Origin of the sequence: Acinetobacter ursingii DSM 16037 = CIP 107286, from assembly GCF_000368825.1 — a bacterium.
Lineage (GTDB): Bacteria > Pseudomonadota > Gammaproteobacteria > Pseudomonadales > Moraxellaceae > Acinetobacter > Acinetobacter ursingii.
The window spans coordinates 33526-50822 of the sequence record NZ_KB849717.1; the positions used below are offsets into that span (position 1 = coordinate 33526).

14 protein-coding genes and 2 pseudogenes are annotated in these 17297 nt (G+C 40.0%); 3 read left to right on the forward strand and 13 right to left on the reverse strand.

Annotated features, from left to right (window positions below; all coding sequences use genetic code 11):
• Positions 1-2 precede the first annotated feature (2 nt).
• The 4 genes from F944_RS17275 to F944_RS07720 form a co-directional block, all read right to left on the reverse strand.
• Positions 3-266 (reverse strand): hypothetical protein, encoded by a 264-nt coding sequence (locus tag F944_RS17275; protein ID WP_004989031.1) that lies wholly within the window; start codon positions 264-266, stop codon positions 3-5.
• The gene (locus F944_RS07710) at positions 215-829 is read right to left on the reverse strand and encodes a sugar phosphate isomerase/epimerase family protein (RefSeq protein ID WP_004989033.1); all 615 of its coding nucleotides are present in this window, start codon (positions 827-829) and stop codon (positions 215-217) included. Before F944_RS07710 ends, F944_RS17275 begins: the two co-directional genes overlap by 52 nt.
• Positions 819-1634 carry a shikimate dehydrogenase family protein gene (locus F944_RS07715; RefSeq protein ID WP_004989035.1) on the reverse strand — a complete coding sequence of 272 codons (816 nt, stop codon included), beginning with the start codon at positions 1632-1634 and terminating at the stop codon, positions 819-821. The genes F944_RS07710 and F944_RS07715 overlap by 11 nt, the downstream gene beginning before the upstream one ends.
• A 62-nt stretch (positions 1635-1696) precedes the next feature.
• The gene (locus tag F944_RS07720; protein WP_004989038.1) at positions 1697-3049 is read right to left on the reverse strand and encodes an MFS transporter; all 1353 of its coding nucleotides are present in this window, start codon (positions 3047-3049) and stop codon (positions 1697-1699) included.
• Between the two features lie 206 nt (positions 3050-3255).
• On the opposite strand from F944_RS07720, the gene F944_RS07725 reads away from it, so the two are divergent.
• Positions 3256-4026, forward strand: coding sequence for an IclR family transcriptional regulator (locus F944_RS07725; protein WP_004989041.1), 771 nt, complete (start codon positions 3256-3258; stop codon positions 4024-4026).
• 92 nt (positions 4027-4118) lie between these two features.
• On the opposite strand, the gene F944_RS07730 is transcribed toward F944_RS07725, so the two are convergent.
• On the reverse strand, positions 4119-5333 hold the full coding sequence (locus F944_RS07730; protein WP_004989044.1) for an MFS transporter: 1215 nt from the start codon (positions 5331-5333) through the stop codon (positions 4119-4121).
• 99 nt (positions 5334-5432) lie between these two features.
• Here F944_RS07730 and F944_RS07735 point away from each other — a divergent pair, with 99 nt between their 5' ends.
• Entirely contained in the window at positions 5433-6053 is a 621-nt protein-coding gene (locus F944_RS07735; RefSeq protein ID WP_004989047.1) for a TetR/AcrR family transcriptional regulator, read from the forward strand.
• 54 nt (positions 6054-6107) lie between these two features.
• Here F944_RS07735 and F944_RS07740 read toward each other — a convergent pair whose 3' ends face one another.
• From F944_RS07740 to F944_RS07765, 5 genes and pseudogenes are all read right to left on the reverse strand, one after another.
• A complete protein-coding gene (locus F944_RS07740) occupies positions 6108-7454 on the reverse strand; it encodes a carbohydrate porin (RefSeq protein WP_004989049.1) in 1347 nt (448 codons plus the stop codon).
• Between the two features lie 206 nt (positions 7455-7660).
• A complete protein-coding gene (locus F944_RS07745) occupies positions 7661-9025 on the reverse strand; it encodes an MFS transporter (protein ID WP_004989051.1) in 1365 nt (454 codons plus the stop codon).
• 92 nt (positions 9026-9117) lie between these two features.
• Positions 9118-9450 (reverse strand): NIPSNAP family protein, encoded by a 333-nt coding sequence (locus F944_RS07750; RefSeq protein WP_004989052.1) that lies wholly within the window; start codon positions 9448-9450, stop codon positions 9118-9120.
• Positions 9440-11224, reverse strand: a pseudogene (locus tag F944_RS07755) (FAD-dependent oxidoreductase). The gene F944_RS07750 and the pseudogene F944_RS07755 overlap by 11 nt, the downstream one beginning before the upstream one ends.
• A gap of 301 nt (positions 11225-11525) precedes the next feature.
• Positions 11526-12332: an IclR family transcriptional regulator domain-containing protein gene (locus tag F944_RS07765; RefSeq protein WP_004989056.1), complete on the reverse strand. Its 807-nt coding sequence runs from the start codon at positions 12330-12332 to the stop codon at positions 11526-11528.
• A 186-nt stretch (positions 12333-12518) separates the two neighbouring features.
• Between F944_RS07765 and F944_RS07770 the strand changes: the two genes are divergently transcribed.
• On the forward strand, positions 12519-13259 hold the full coding sequence (locus tag F944_RS07770) for an SDR family NAD(P)-dependent oxidoreductase (protein WP_004989058.1): 741 nt from the start codon (positions 12519-12521) through the stop codon (positions 13257-13259).
• Positions 13260-13391: 132 nt separating this feature from the next.
• Here F944_RS07770 and F944_RS07775 read toward each other — a convergent pair whose 3' ends face one another.
• The 3 genes and pseudogenes from F944_RS07775 to F944_RS07785 form a co-directional block, all read right to left on the reverse strand.
• Positions 13392-14600 (reverse strand): IS256-like element ISAba26 family transposase, encoded by a 1209-nt coding sequence (locus F944_RS07775; RefSeq protein WP_004987597.1) that lies wholly within the window; start codon positions 14598-14600, stop codon positions 13392-13394.
• A 134-nt stretch (positions 14601-14734) separates the two neighbouring features.
• Positions 14735-15069: pseudogene (locus tag F944_RS16755) on the reverse strand (transposase); the annotation flags it as partial.
• Between the two features lie 309 nt (positions 15070-15378).
• Positions 15379-17247 (reverse strand): SurA N-terminal domain-containing protein, encoded by a 1869-nt coding sequence (locus tag F944_RS07785; RefSeq protein ID WP_004989062.1) that lies wholly within the window; start codon positions 17245-17247, stop codon positions 15379-15381.
• Positions 17248-17297 lie beyond the last annotated feature (50 nt).

Below are 17297 nucleotides of genomic sequence, written 5' to 3' on the forward strand. Positions count from 1 at the left end.
ATTTACCCCGCAACAGCATTCTGCTCGGCTTCGGCAACGAGTTGTTTCATTGCATTTAAATTAATTTGGGCACGTTCCAGTGCGGGGCGTTGTGCTAACATCAAGTTTGGAACTTCAGCCGCTAAGGTCATATTGGCAGGCAAGGCACGAATCAGACTCACCAAATCAATTTCACCCTGCCCCGGAACCAACCGATTTGAACGTGCAATCTTGATCAGTCCCGCATCACTCGAATCATAATGCGCGAGTCCATCACAGAGTTGCACGTAGTTGATACGTTTTGGATCAAGCGCTTCACTTGCTCAAGTGTTGAATCAGAACGATCAAAATGCAGCGAATCAATCAAGATCGCAGCATTATCCTGTCCTGAAGCCTCAACAATCTGCTGTGCCTGAGTCAGGTTTTTTACGTCTGTCCACGGCATAAATTCCAGATCACAGCTCAAGCCATACTGCTGACTCAGCTCACAAAACTGCGCAAAGTTTTGGGTTAAACGTGCCTGTTCAGGATCATTACCTGCAATCAAAATATGTTTGGCACCTAACTGCTCTGCAACCTCTAAAAATTGCAAATATTTTTTAGCTTCAAATTCAGGCGTAATTCGTATAATTTCGACATCCGCGACCTTAACGCCAGTATCTTTTAGAGCGGCTTGAGTTTCCTTGATTAAAGATGCATCTGTTAAAATTGGATAATCCGCTTCATTGGGTGCTGCGGGCAGCAAGCGTAAGCCCACTGCCGCATAACCACATTCAGCCGCAATTTTTACCGCATCAACAGGACTGACATCAGCAACGGTTAGAAATGACAGTGAATATTCACGCTGCATCTTGCTGCTCCTGATCTTGCTTTAATAAATACGCCACCATCAGATCCCGTACCTGAACAAACATATCCGTGCCTTTGACTACATCACAGCCCAAGGCAGTTGCATGCTGTACAAAAGGCGTATTTTCAGGGCTTGTGACCACGTCTGCGATCGACATCTCTGCGCTTAATTGATCGAGTTGAAAAGCTGCTGACGGATCACCATTCATACCCATCGGTGTTGCATTCACCACCACGTCATAACCTGTTGGGTTATTATCATGTGCTATAACCTTACCTAAATTAAGCTGCTGAAGCTGTTCAACCAATTGCTGTTGACGCTTTTGATCAACATCAAAAATGGCCAATTCACTGACTTCCGCTAGAAGCAATTCATAAGCAATGGCCTTACCAGCACCACCCGCACCCGCCAAAATTGCACGTTTATTTTTCAGTTCGATATGTTTATTGCGGATCGCCTGCACCATGCCTTTACCATCAAGCATGTCGCCTTCCCAACCTTCTGCACAACGGCGAATGGTATTGACCGCACCAATAAACTGAGCACGGGGGCTAAGCTTCTGGCAACATGCCAAAGCCGAAATTTTATGCGGCACAGTTACAATTAAACCGTCCGTATTGTTCAAATACAGGTTTTGCTGAACAAAATCTGGAAAATGCGCAGGTGCAACATCGGCAGGTGCCACAATCGCATTGAGTCCTTTTTTTAACAGTTCCAAAGTCACACCTTCAGGCGATTTGACTTGTACAATCGGATGTCCTACTACAAAGTAAAGACGAGTCGAACCATTCAATTGAATATCCATTATTCAATCTCCTTAAAAATCTTAGATTTAGAGAGCTTTGCTGTGAGTGTTAAATCTGAATTCTAGGCTTGAACGTTATTCAGTTCTTGCTGACGTAACTTTTTGGGTGAATAGAAAAACTTCATGATCAAAAGTGCCAGAATAATGCCAAATGCAGGCAGGCATAAAATCAAAAAGATTTTGCTTGCAGGCCAGCCTAAACTCAAAAAATAAGCCCCTGCAAATGCACTACCGACCGCACCCAAACGCCCAATCCCATGCATCCAACTATTACCTGTCGCACGTGCAAATACTGGATAAAAAGCACTTGAAACACTATTTAAACCAGCATTGGCACCGTTCATCCACATACCAATAAAGAAGCACATTACGCTATACATCACAAAGTTATGTCCTACTTCACCAACAAACACCATGAAAGTGATTGCGACAACGTAACCAATCACTAGACCAATATGTGGATTGATCTTGTCCATCAAATAACCACAAGCAATACAGCCAATTGGACCACCTAACTGATAAATCGCCGTAATCAAAGAAGCCTCACTAATGCTAAATCCAAATTCATGGCTCATCATTGGTAACCAACTTCCGAGCAAATACACCACGAATAGACCTGATGCGTAGCTCCACCACAGCAGAAAGCTTCCCAATACATAAAATGGACTTAAGACTGTTTTGACAGGATTAGTGGTACTGGTTTTGGCTTTTGGCAATACAAAAACTTTATTGCGTGTATCAAAATCAGGTGCCATTTTATTAATGATGGCATCAATTTCTGGCTTAGGATGTTGCTTTAACACCTTATAACCAATCGATTCAGGTAAAGTAAAAATCGCAACAACAGCAAGGATAATTGGTAATACACCACCAATAATCATCATGGCATGCCAGTTGTAGTGTGGAATTATCCACGCAGCAAGAAATCCACCAATTGCTGCACCAATGGTAAAACCACTCAAAATAATCGTCACCATACGTCCATTCAAACGCATTGGTGAATAATCTGTGACTAAGGTAACTGCTTGTGGCATCACACCGCCCATAAACAAGCCTGCAATGAAACGATACATCATCAATTCGGTTACACCGCTCGAAAGCGCAGCCAATAAAGTAAATAAACCAAAACCCAACAGGTTAATGATTAATAATTTTTTACGACCAAATTTATCTGCTAAAGGCCCTGAAACGACCGCGCCCAATGCCAAACCAACCAATGCAGCACTCATTACAGGCGCAAGATCGGTCGTGCTAATGCCCCACTCCTGCTTAATTACGGGTGCAACAAAACCCATGATTGAAATATCGATACCATCTACTACGACAATCATCAAACACAGAAAAATGACTAATTTCTGCATTGGGGAAACACGATTTTCATCGATAAACTCCCTTAAATCGATTTGTTGAGTCATACACTTTCTCCATTAGTGTTTATTGACAAATGTGCTTTTTCCATTGCACGGTCAATCTTGTTCTCAATTCTTTAACAAACTATTAAAAAATGGGAAACCGCCTTCCCAAATGATTTATCTCATCGGCATTTAAGATAGAATCTACAGCAACTATAATCTGTTTTTTAAATTTTTGGAACATTGTTCCAAAAAATATCAGGATTTTTATGATTAGTAATACCGATCGTTCTTTAGCCATTCTTGAAGCACTATTAAAACAAGTCGATGGATGTGCTTTAAGTCAGATGTCAGTTGACCTCGATATCCCCAAATCAGCCATGCATCGCATTTTGACTGCCATGAAAGATATGGGATATATCTATCAGGATGACATTACTCAACATTACAAACTGACCCTAAAAATTGCCTCTATGGGTCTGAGCTATTTGTCTTCACGTTCAATTACAGAAACCTTCCAACCCTACTTAAATGAACTGGCTGAAACCTCTTCTGAATTGGTACGCCTTGGACTCATCGAAGATGAAAAGATCATCTGGATCGGAAAAGCACAAGGCGCGAAATCTGGACTAAAATACGATCCAGATTCAGGTAATGTCGCTTATTTGCCTGCATCTGCCTGTGGTTTAGCGTATTTGTCGGAGCTTGATCAACATGACTTCAAACGTTTGGTAGAACGTGAAGGTTTTGAAAAAGCCCAGAACTTTGGTCCAAATTCACCTAAAAACCTGACCGAACTTGAACAAATGATTGAGGCATCGAAACAGCGTGGTTATGGTGTGATTAGTGACACCTATGAACTAGGCATGTCGGCGATGGCTAAAATCATTATTAATCCGCAAACGGGTCAACCTTTTGGCACAGTCAGTATCGCGGGGCCATCAGTGCGTTTAAGTCCAAAACGTATTGAAGAGCTTGCTCCTGCATTACATGCCACTTCAGATAAAATTGCGTCGATCATTAATTTAATCCATATTTAATTTTAAATTTCCTCTGGCAATCGAAACTAATTTTTCGATTGCCAGTCTTGTATTTTTCTTTGCGGCATTTCATTGCTTAAATAGCATCAGCTTTAGCCTGATTTTTGACAGGCCAAGAGCGGTTCAACTTTGAATTTAAGTTGGTACATCAGCCAAAGAATTGTGATCATCAAAAATATTGCAATCACAAGCAAGGTCATCACCACTCCCACAGATTCAATTAAATAGCTCGAAAATATGACTGGCCAAATGGTGCCCTGATAGGCAATCAACAAATAACTGGAAAAAATCAGCGGATTTTTTTCGTGATCCATCATTTTGCCAATAAAGTAATAAGCAGCACTCAAAGAAAAACCATGCCCTATTCCAGTTAACAAAATACTCAGGAATAAAAACCCAACTGTATGTTCCACTTCCGCGATAATCAGACTCATTGTGCCCAGTAATAAAGCAGCCAAACCTGCATATAACACATGTAACTCTTTAAAAGATTTACATAAAAGCTGGCTAAATACTGATACAAACAAAATGATTGAAATCGAAACACCTGTCAGTGTTGCTGAAGATTGGATAGGTAATTCATGAATAAATGTTCCAGCCAATGCTGCATATAGACTAAACGCGCCAAAACTACATAACGCAGAAACACTGCATACCCAAAATATTTTACGTGATGGTGTTTGAGGTAAATCAAGGCGCTGTATTTTGAATAATGCAGTCCAATGTGGCTTGTTTTGCAATTTCAACTTAGGTTTGACCCAAAACACACTGATCAAGATCAAAGTCGAGAAGAAAATGATGATCCAGTACGGATCTGCCAATGGTCGCGCAGTATGATCGGCAAATATCCCGCCCAATAAAGGTCCCAAGCCAAAACCTAAGACTGTAATCATCGAGGTGAGTTTTTCCGCGAGTGCCTTATTGGCGAATGGATATTGATCTTTTAAGCCTACCATTGCCGCTGTAGTAATTAGGCCAGACGCAATCCCAATCAAGAATCTGGAAAAACCGAGCCACCAAACCGAGCTTGCGAGTGCAGATAAAAGTAACCCTAAAATGGTGATTGCCAAACTGACCAAAATCACATGCTTATAGTGATAAATAGCGTTCAACTTATTTAGAAACAATAATGAAAAAACCACACCCAACATATAAGCAATAAAAATATAGCCAACTTGTGAGGTACTAATGCCCCATTGCTGCTCATAAATCGCATACAGTGGACTGGCCAAGGCGGTGCTTAATGCAGCCAGACAGAGCGCAAAACTGATAATGCTGTATTGAATACCTGATTTTGGCGTTTGCATGGCATAATCAAAAATGACCTTTTGGTCGATTTTAATCAAATATGACCCCAAGGTCAATTTATGTTAGACTAATAGCTGGAATTGCAAATTTTATTCGGCATGGAAAAACCTAAGACACGGGGCCCGAGCCTTGAAAAAACGCAAGAAACACGAAAAAAGATCATTGATTCGGCTTTGCACCATTTCATCGATGTTGGTTTTGCCCGCGCTAAAATTTCAGAAATTGCCAAAGGTGCTGAGTTAGGTAAAGGTACGATTTATTCTTATTTTGAGACCAAAGAACAACTTTTTGAAGGTGTAATTGATGCATTAATTAATGAGTCGTTTCGCCCAATTCAAGCGAAGGAAATCACTGAGGATGAATCGGTTTATGCATTTATTTGCAAAAAAATTATACCAAGTGTATTCACACTAGAGTCAACAGGTCGTGCGGATATGGCACGTTTAATTTTGCGTGAAGGTAATAATTTCCCTCATATTCGACAAACCTATGTCAGTAAAATTTTTCTACCGATTCAGCGTGAGCTTGAAATACTCACCTTGCTTGCCATAACACGTGGGGAATTATCACTGCAAATTTCACCACAACAATTTGCACTACTCATCGTAAGCCCCATGTGGATGAGCATGATTCATAACGGGATCTTAAGTCCCGATGGATGCTTGCCTATGGTCGAACTTTTCCAAGAAAATCTCAAAATATTGTTTGGACAATCCTAATCAAAACAGGAGAAAGCCATGTGGCTTACTCCTGCTGTTTTCAATCTCTAACATCTAAAAATTAAGTTTCATGGTTAGCCCCGCAACCCAAGCATCTTCAACTTGTTTGACCCCGCCAGGTTGATACACATATTGAAGATTAGGACGTAGCGCAATCACAGGTGACCATTGATAATGATAGTTCAATTCGATATTTAACTCGTTATGCTGAACTGGACTGTACAAAGGATTGGCATAGTCATCTTGAGTGAGTCCCAATAACTGATTAGATGCATTTTGTCGCTCACGCACACGTGGGTTAACCTCAAAATGAGCAAAACCTAATCCAATGGTGTCATTTGGTCGTTGATCAAAAGCACCTTTATACCAAAACGCAAGTTGCTGGCTGGATTTAACGACCGTCGTGGCTGGATCATTAAAGGTAAAATTTGCAGAAACAAATAAACCGCGTTTGACATCATTGTCATGTGCGATGAGTTGTTGCTGTGCATTCAACCAAATACTGTGTCTGCTATCATGCCATTGTCGATTTACAGCTTTTAGCTGAATTTGATCTTGGTCATCTTTTTTGACATCTCTGGTTTTTGCTGTCGAAACAAATCCACCAATTTTATATTCACCCGCTAATCCATGAAACACCTCCAATTTAGGTTTCCATGCCAGTTCTACTGGAATCAAAGCGCCCTTGATATGATCCGTATCCAGATTAAAACCATGTTTTTCCAATGAATTCTCAGGATTGACTTCATAAATGCCCGCACCAATCCACCATGTAGGTAAAAATTGATATTTGGCATTGATCCCCCATTGACTCACTGGATAATTAAACCAGATATCGCCTACGGTTTTGCCGAGTTGTCCACCACATAACATCAAGTTTTGAAACTCACAATGTGAGCTATTAAAGTCATCTGAAAACCCCATTCGACCAAATTTAATGTGTAGCTGATTTTCGATAAGTCCTTTTTTAATCCATGCACTGCTTAAGCGCCACCATTGCCCACGCCCATAAATTTCTTGTGCGCTACTAAATTGTGCAGCTCTTGGGTCACTGATTCGATCATTGGATAAAGACTGACCATCTCGTTTGGTGATGCTGATATTGGCTTGTGTATTGTCCCAATCCGCAATTTTCTCTAGATCCAGTAAAGCTCCAAATGTCCATTGATTGGCGTTGAAAAGCTTCTGTGAGTCGTCATAGCCCCCTTTTAGATTTGTTGCACTTTCATTCTGAAATGCGAGATTAAATTGATAACCTTGTTGTGCCAATTCATTGCGTTTCCCATTCCAGTCACCCAAAAGCCATTTTTGATCTTGAGCAAAGGGTTGAAAGGCAAAAACTGTGTGTGAACTGATCGTTGCGGTCAACATAACAACCAAAGATGTCACTGAAAATTTCATGAATGCTGATCCTTAGCATACGCTTGTTATCGGTTGCATTGAGCAAGACTTCATTCAATTTAAAGTCAGGCTCAATACCTGCTATTTGTTAAATTTTAGGTATGTATCTACCCTGAGCTGATCCCTATACGAATCAAGCCCATCGCAAGTTTTTTTAAATAAATAGCTGAGGATCAAATACGATGAACCTCAGCAATCGACTGGTGTTATTGTTGATCCAGACTGAAGCGTGAGTTGCCAACTTGGTTGATAGATTTGGTTTTGGCACCTTGCATCAAAACTGCAAGTCCAGATAAAACCGCAGGAATCATCAATAAAGAAAACATCGTTGAAAATGGCATGCCCGAACCAATCATCGCGGCACCAGCAAAGGCACTTAGAATTGCACCAAAGCGACCTATGCCATTCATCCAGCTTGCGCCTGTTGCTCTTGCTGATGTTGGATAATATCCTGTTGCCAATGCACTCAGTCCAACCGAACCGCCATTAAAGCTAAAGCCTAAAATCCATGCAAAGATGCACATCAACAGCATATCCTGATTGAAGTGTCCAAGCCCAAAAGTGGCTAATGCACCAATCATCATCGCAATAAACAAGACTAAGCGTGGACGGTAGCGATCCATACACCAACCGAGTGTAATACTGCCAATCGGCCCACCCATTTGAAAGAATGAGGTGACAATAGCGGCTTGCGAAATACTGAAATGATTGGCTTTAATCAGCGTTGGTAGCCAACTACTGCATAGATAAATCAAAAATAAAGCCATGAAATAACTGATCCAGAGCATGATCGTACCATAGCGATATTTGCTTGATAGGATCAGGCTTAGACCCGATTTTTCAGTTTTGACTTCATTTAAATAAATCTGCTGTCCTGCATAAGATTTATCTGGAAAAAGTCGCTTTAAAATCCTCTGGATTTGATCTTGAGAGGTCGAATGCTTCACCACATAAGTTATCGATTCTGGCATTTTCCAATATAAAAATGGCACTAAAACTAACGGCAATACGCCACCTAAGATCAACATACTGCGCCAGCCAAATTCTGGAATCATCCATGCTGCTAAAAAGCCACCTGCCGCCGCACCCAATGAAAAACCACAATACGCCACCGTTACTGAAAAAGACCGACGATGATCTGGCGCATATTCAGAGGCAAGTGTTGCTGCATTAGGGGCAGCAGCACCCGCACCGAGTCCAGTGAGAAAACGATAAATCATCAAATGGTGAATGTCGCTTGAAAATGCCGTCAATAAAGTAAAAATACCAAAGGCCAATACGCTTAAAATCAGGACGGGCTTGCGTCCAAATTTATCGGAAAGCGGGCCTGATACTAAAGCTCCAACTGCAAGTCCAACCAATGCAGCACTAAGCACAGGCGCAAGCTCCTGAGCGCTTACGCCCCACTCCTGAATAATTTGTGGCGCGATTAATCCCATCACCACCACATCCAGACCATCTAACGCAATAATCGCAAAACAAAAGAATAAAATAAGTTTCTGCAACGCACCCATTTTATTTTCGTTGAGTATTGTTTTTACATCCTTCCTGTGTATTTGACTTGTGCTCATTAGATTCTCCTGAGAAAAGCACGAAGTGACCCTTCGGTATTTTTCTCAAAATACCGTTCCTGAAGGGCGTTTTTTTTAAAAAAACTGCTGAGTTAGGGTTGAAGCAAAGAGCTGAGATGTACAGGTTTAACAATTTGATTGACCTGTGACACCACCAATCCTTCTGATGCTTTTAAATAAATTTGAAATTCGGGATCTGTATCTCGGGCATGACTACGTTTTTCGTAATCATCCAGACTGTCATAGCCCCATAAATGTACGACTTGATTCAGTATTCCTACACTACTGACATAAAAACCAAACGGTTCGCCTAAATGCTTCTTTAAAACAGGCATAGCCAATTGATCAAATACCTCTAAAAATTTAGGCATGCAACGCGGCGTGATGTTATAGATACGATGATCCACAATCGGTTTATGAAACATGACGCATCTCCTCAGTAGACTGCTGATTTACAACAGGTTGGGACTGAGAACATAACAAGCCCTGACCGCCTTTTGCCAAATCCGCAATATGTGAGCCTGTGATATATCCAAAGGTCATGATCGGCCCCAAGGTAATCCCTGCACCCGGATAATTTCCACCCATGATACTGGCGCGATCATTTCCAACGGCGTATAAGTCCGTGATTTTTTGATTGGCTTGATCGAGAACTTCACCTGTTACTGCGGTTCGTATACCATCAAAAGTACCCAAATCGCCCATAAATACTTTAACTGCATAAAATGGCCCTTGCTCAATCGGCGCAACACATGGGTTTGGTTTATGCTCTGGATCAGCGAGATAACGGTTAAATGTAGTTGAGCCACGATGAAATTCAGGATCTTCGCCTTTTATTGCACCTATATTGTAATGTTGCACAGTTTTAACCAGTGTTTTGCCATCTATACCCGCATGTTGAGCCAATTCTTCCAAACTATTGCCTTTAATCAAATAACCTTTTTTGATTAATGAACTCAATGGCATAGGTGCAGGTTTGGCATATCCTAAACCATATTTGCTGATGGTTTTTTGATCACAAATAAGCCACATGGCCGTTTCATCAAAATTTTTACAGGCACGAAATAAATCTGCACCGACATCGTGGTAGGAATTTGATTCATTGGTAAAGCGTTTACCGTTTTTTAACACGCCAATAATGCCCGGTTTATAACGATCCAACAAATGTGGAAATACGCCATAACCTTCTGCATCAGGCACTTTAGATACTGGCATCCATGCAGAAGTATCTGCATATTGAAGATCTACAATTCCACCAACAGATTCAGCCAAACGGCAGCCATCACCTGTATTGGTTTTGGGTACAGGAGAAATATGTTCCCCGCCGCGTTTGAGATGTGGATAAGCTTGTTTTAATCGTTCAAGATCATGGGAAAATCCGCCACATGCCAATACCACACCATGTTTGGCTTTGATTTGACAGTTTTGTTGCTGTTGCCCGACTTTAACTCCCGTCACTTTTCCATCATCAAAGACCAAGCCTTGTACCGATGCATTGGTATAGATTGGAATATCCAGATCAAACGCCGACTTCGCCAATCGTGCAGCTAAGGCATTACCACTGGTTACATTGGTTCCTCGGCCATATCGAGCTAATTCTTTTAAGTGAATTGCCAGACGTTTTGCCACATAGATAAATGATGTAAATGATTTCGTCGCATTAAAGAAATGTTTTAAATCAGCATTGGATGAATTAAACATCATACCAATAAAAGTAATGGTTTTAAGCGGTGGACGCAGGCGTTGCATATTGTCGCCCAAACCACGAATATCATAAGGTGCAGCCAAAACTGAACGTCCAATATCTACACCGCCCGGCGCATCAGGGTGATAATCTGGATATAAAGTTGGAATAAATTTAACTGAAGTATTTTTTTCAAAAAATTTAAGCATTTCAGGGCCATAATCTAAAAATGCATTGACCGCATCTGCATTAAAAAAAGATTTTGTTTAGTGCTTTAAATAGGTCAATGCTGCTTCACGACTGTCTTGTATACCCTTTTGCTTGGCATGATGATTTCCCGGAATCCAGAGTACGCCACCCGAAAAAGCTGTTGTCCCTCCAAAAACTTGGTCTTTTTCAAGTACAATCACATTTAAGCCTTTTTTCTTGGCAGTAATGGCTGTCGATAAGCCACCTGCACCAGCGCCAACCACAACTAAATCACATTCAAGCTGTTGGGGTAATGTTGTATTCATTGTTGTCACTCCTTGCGACGTTCCCTACGTTCATTCGCCTCAGCGATCAAGGCTTCACAATACTGCTGTGAGACCAAAACGTCTTTACTTCTTATTAAACTACTGAGCAAAGTTAATTCCGACCAGATCAGTTTGTTCTAATTCAGGCGATCATCGCGCAAATCAACCTTATATCGTGCATTGATTATAAAAAAAGCAGATTAAAACGATCATTTAATGAAATACAATTTAAAAACAATATGTTAAAACTAGGACATAAAAAAAGCGTTCATCCTGAACGCCTTCATCACCTCTCGCGCAGTTAGATCATATCCCGAATTTCTTTGGCAGCTTCTTGTAGTAAAGGTAAAACCGTGTTGATCAAATAATGATCATTCACTTTAGCGATCGGAGCAACTGCATTGAGTCCTGCCACAATATGACCCCTTTGATTAATAATTGGAATCGCAATTGCCGTGACACCAAGTTCATATTCCTCGGCTGAAATACAATAACCATTGTCTTTAATATGCTGTAACGCAGCTAAAAAATCATCCTCCTCGGTATAGGTATAAGCCGTAAGACGCTTAAGTCCATAAAGTTTGATCCAATTTTTTTGTTCTTCTAGTGATTTGTGTGCCAGCAAAATCTTTCCAGTTGAAGAAGCATGGGCTGGAATTCGATTCCCCAAATGAATCCCAAATGGACTCACCCGAAAATTGGCATTTTGCGGAATGCTTCGTGCAATCGGGACAACCTCATAACTGTCCTGCACTACCACTGAAAACACCAGTGAAGTTTTATCAGACAAATGATTTAAAACAGATTGAGCAACTTTAGGTAAATGAGCGGTACTTAAAAAAGCACCTGAAAATTTTAGAACCTTATGGGTCAGCCAATAATAATACTCGTCACTCTCTAAATAACCCAAAAATTTTAAGGTTTTTAAATAACGACGCGCAGCTGTTCGAGTAATGGTGGTACGCTCTGCAACTTGGGTGACATTCAATCGCTGTCTATCTGTCCCAAATGCCTCCAAAATACTCAAACCTTTGGCAAGGCCTGCAATATAGTCATCATATTTGATGGTTTCTTGTGAAAGCTCATGTTGAATAATTTGATCCCGCATTCATTTTTCCTTGTCATTCCCTGTCCGATGTTCGTTCAGTATGTCTGAAGATCGTCTGAAATCACAGCCATGATCTAGAGTAAACAAAACTAAGTACGTAATTTAAAGAGAAGGAATACATCAGAATCGGAGTAGTAATGCTATCCACATCACTTCGACCAGAGTTTGGAATTGAGGAATCGTATTATGTGTAGATTAAAAAATAAAGTCTGTATTATCACTGGCGCCGCTTCAGGCATGGGAGAATCAGAAGCATTGGCCTTTGCACAACAAGGGGCTAAATTGGTGATTGCAGATTTAAATCTAGAACAGGCCAATCGTGTAGCAGCGCAGATTGTCACTGCGGGTGGCGAAGCATTTGCCTGTCAAGTCAATGTGACTGAACTAGATCAGCTACAACATCTGGTTGAGTTTAGTCTTGAGAAATTTGGGCGAATTGATATTTTACTCAATAATGCAGGTGTTTTTGATAAATATACCAACAGCTTAGAAACATCAGATGAACTTTGGGATGCCATGTTTGATATTAATGTCAAATCGGTCTTTCGTTTGAGCAATCTGGTTTTACCCAAAATGATTGAACAAGGTTCGGGCACCATTATTAATATTGCATCTGTTGCTGGATTGGTCGCACAAATGGGAGGTGCGTCTTATACCGCATCTAAACATGCGGTGATTGGCTATACCAAACATTTGGCTGCTGTGTATGCAAAATACGGTATTAAAATTAATGCGATTTGTCCAGGAACCATTCGCACGCCAATGACTGCAAAAATGCTAGAAACCCGGCCAACAGATAAAATTCCATTAGATCGTTTTGGCGAAGCATCAGAAGTTGCAGACCTAGCGATTTTTCTGGCATCCGATGAAGCACGTTTTATGAATGGTGCTTGCATCACGATTGATGGTGGCTATACCATTATTTAAACAAAAAATTTACATCTTAATTTATAAGTTGGAAAACGCATATCGTTAACAGTCACATCAGGTTTGAACTCATAGATTTAATATTCGTTTAAATAATCGAGCCTGTAAATTATTTTGTGTAAGTTCTATTTTTTATAAATGATCTTTTAATCGATCATCGAACTGAATCGTAAACCAATTCATTGCTAAACGCCAATTTTGAATTGGCATTGTCCATTTCTTAGCAGCATTGGTTGTTGCTAAGTAAATGACTTTTTTGACTGAATCATCTGACGAGAAGATCTTTCGCTTCTTGGTTGAATGGCGAATTACGCTATTCAACGATTCAATTGCATTGGTTGTATAAATCGCATGACGTATTTCAGCTGGATAGCTAAATATTGTACGGATATTTTCCCAATTGGCTCTCCAGGATTCTCCAATTTTCGGATATTGATGATTCCATTGATCACAGAAGATATCTAGAGATTTTAAGGCATTTTCTTCTGTACTTGCTTGATAGATCGCTTTTAGACCAGCTGTAACAGCCTTGTAGTCTTTCCAGCTTACAAATCTCAGGCTATTGCGTACAACATGCACGATACACAGCTGAATGTCCGTATGAGGATAAACAGAGGCAATGGCATCAGGAAAGCCTTTTAACCCATCTACACAGGCAACAAGAATGTCCTGTACCCCTCGATTTTTGAGTTCTGTCATGACGGATAGCCAGAATTTGGCACCCTCTGTCTGAGCAATCCACATACCGAGTAATTCTTTTTGCCCATCCATATTGATGCCCAAAGCAAGGTATACAGACTTGTTAATCACATTGGAGTGTTGACGGACTTTTACAACAATACAGTCGAGATAGACGACTGGATACAGACTATCTAATGCTCTATTTTGCCACTCAGTCACTTGCTCAATCACAGCATCGGTCACTTTGCTTATAAGTGATGCTGAGACATCTGCATCGTACATTTCTTTGAAAAATGCGACAATTTCTCTATTGGTCATTCCTTTGGCATACAGGGAAAGAATTTGGTCATCCATACTGGTAATGCGTGTTTGATGTTTTTTGATAATTTGTGGCTCAAATGAACCTTCCCGATCACGTGGAATATCTAAAGCCAATTGCCCATCTTGAGTTGAAACAGTTTTTGAGCTAAAACCATTTCGGCTATTTGAGCCTTTTTTCGGCTGATGCTTTTCATAACCAAGATGATCTGAAAGCTCTGTATTGAGTGCAGTTTCGATCATGAACTTTTTAAATATGGCGGTCATTTGGTTTAAGTCTTCTGGTGTTTTTAGACCCTTAGCCAATTCAGCAGCCATACTTTTGATTGTTGCTTCATCCATGTGAAGTACCTTTTGTAATTATCCTCTGAAGGATAAATGAAAATTAAGTACTTACACAAAATTTAGAACAGTCCCAAATAATCTAAAGTCTGTTGAAATTCCATGATCAAATGCTGATCTATACGAGGTAGCCATCAAAATATACAAGCTAGAACAACTGAACTTTTATAATTTCTTTTGAGTTTGTCATATCGAGTGGCTATTCCTCTAAATTGCTTTAACCTACAAAACATATTTTCAGTTAAATGCTTACTTTTATATAAATACCAGTCCATATGATCGTTATTTGACTGACTATTCGACTTTTTTTGTTAGCTATCTTCTCTTTAGTGCCTGTTTGCTTAATCAGCTCTCTTAATGGTTCTGAATCATAGCCCTTATCTGCACATACAACTTGTGTTTCTTTTAAATCCAGTCCTAAGATTAACTCTGGTGCAATTTTAATATCATACATGGTTCCATCAATAATAAAATTACGTAAATTTGAATTGTGATGAACAGATAAATTACGCAGAATACTTTGTACTTTGATCAGTACTGATCATTTAACATTGTGCGAGGCATAGTGAGTAGTGAACTTAGTGAGGGATATCAAGCGATAAAACTTATCTATCTCTCCCATAGTTGCGATTAAGATAAAATTAAACCTCTCGATAAAACTTTCGTCGAAAATAAAACGTTCCTGATTTTATTAAATTGAAAAGCGTAGTATCAAAATATATCTCTATGAAACTTAATACGGTAAAGAAAAAAACCGCCGAAGCGGTTTTCTTATAACTTACTTGATCTTAGCTTTGGACTTTAAGTACTGCGTATAATCATCCAATTCTTGTTGACCACGGAACTGCTGATAAAGCTTACTTAACTCACTCAACTGCTCTGGTGTCAATGCATTTGCAGTGGTTGAATTGACATTTGAAACACCAACCACTACTAACTCATCTGGAAGCTTTGCTGTCGTAACAGACCAAAACCCATCTTTAGGTGTTGCAACGCTAAATGCCGCACGTTCAATTTCACGTTTTAAACCTTGTGAACGTGTAAACGTACCTGCATCTTCAAAATGAATAGCACTTGCTGCAACAACTTGTGCTGCTGGTTGTGTTTTAAATGCATCTAAAGACTTCGCAATTTTAGCTTTAGCAGCCTGATATGCTTTATCTTCAATCAATTTCGCTTTTACATCAGCAGTTGCTTGTGCAAGTGGTTTAATACCAGCTGCGTGATAATCGCGAACTTTTACCCAAACTGTATCGCCATTGGCAAGCTGAATATTGCTCGAAGCATTGCGATCACCATTTTTAACATCATCGTTAAAAATACGTGTCTTAACATTTGAATCACTTAATACAGGATGACCAGTAGCCAAAGTTACCCCTTTCACAGATTCAACATGCGTTGCTTTGACTTCCTGAGTGATTGCGGTCAGATCATCACTACTCACCACCATTTCATTTAGACGATTCACTGCATCTGAATATGCATTTGCTGCTTTAGATTTCTGAACTTCAGCAGTTAAACGTGCCTTTTCAGATTCAAATGAAGCAATTGTCGCAGTAGCAGTATTTGCTTCGATAATATGATAGCCATATTGTGTTTTGACTGGCTTAGAAATTTGGCCATTACCTAATGAATTCACAGCTTGATCAAATTCAGCCGAAAAGACACCTGGTTGATATGCTGCCAGTAAACCACCTTCATTTTTAGAACTGGTATCATCTGAATATTGTTGAGCAGCATCAGCAAAAGATAAAGTACCTGCACTAATTTTTGCATAAACATCGTTGGCAAGCTTTTGAGCTTCTGCATCCGAACGCGCATCAGTAGTAATCAAAATATGCTTAACATCACGCTTTGCATCTTTTTGCTGTTTTTCCACAAAAGCTTTATAAGCTTGCTGCAATTCTGCATCTGTTACTGGGGCATTGGTTACCACTTGCACAGGAGACAAAACCACATAATCAACATCTACGCTAGCAACTTGCTTAAAGCTGTTTTGGTGTTTGTTATAATAGTCAGATATTTCCTGATTACTCACGGTAATATCTTTTTTATAATCATCTAATTTAATGCTCGCCAAATGCAAGGTGCGCTGTTCAGTTTGTAAAGTCGCAATCTGATTGATGTCAGCCTTACTAACCAATGCAGTCCCATTAATACTCGAAGTCAGCATTTTAAGCGCATGGTCTTGACGCAGGCTGGTAATGAGCGCCTGACTGGTCATTCCAACTGAACGTAAATAATTTTCATATAAAGTCTGAGAAAACTTTCCATTTTCTTGAAAGCTTGGTTGTTGCGCCAACATTTTCTCAATTTGACCATCACTGAGAGAAATTCCCAGTTTTTCAGCCTGCTGTAAAAGAACTGTACGAGCAACTAGCGTATCTAAAGCAGTTTGCTCGATAAATGGTTGGTTCAGTAAAGTTTCATCACCATGAACCATCGATAAATATTGATCTTTATAAGTTTTTGTTAAGTTCTCAACGTCTTTTTTAGGAATATCCTGACCGTTTACACTTTTTGCAACATCTGCCTTATTATGACTACCAAAATACCCTTCAATACCTACAAGCGCTAAAGGCGTCAAAAACAAGACTAGAAGCACTTTGCCAAGCCAACCCTTAATGATTGTACGAAACGATTCCATAAGTATTCCACTATTTTATTTCGGAGAGATTTTAACTGAAAAAGCTTGCT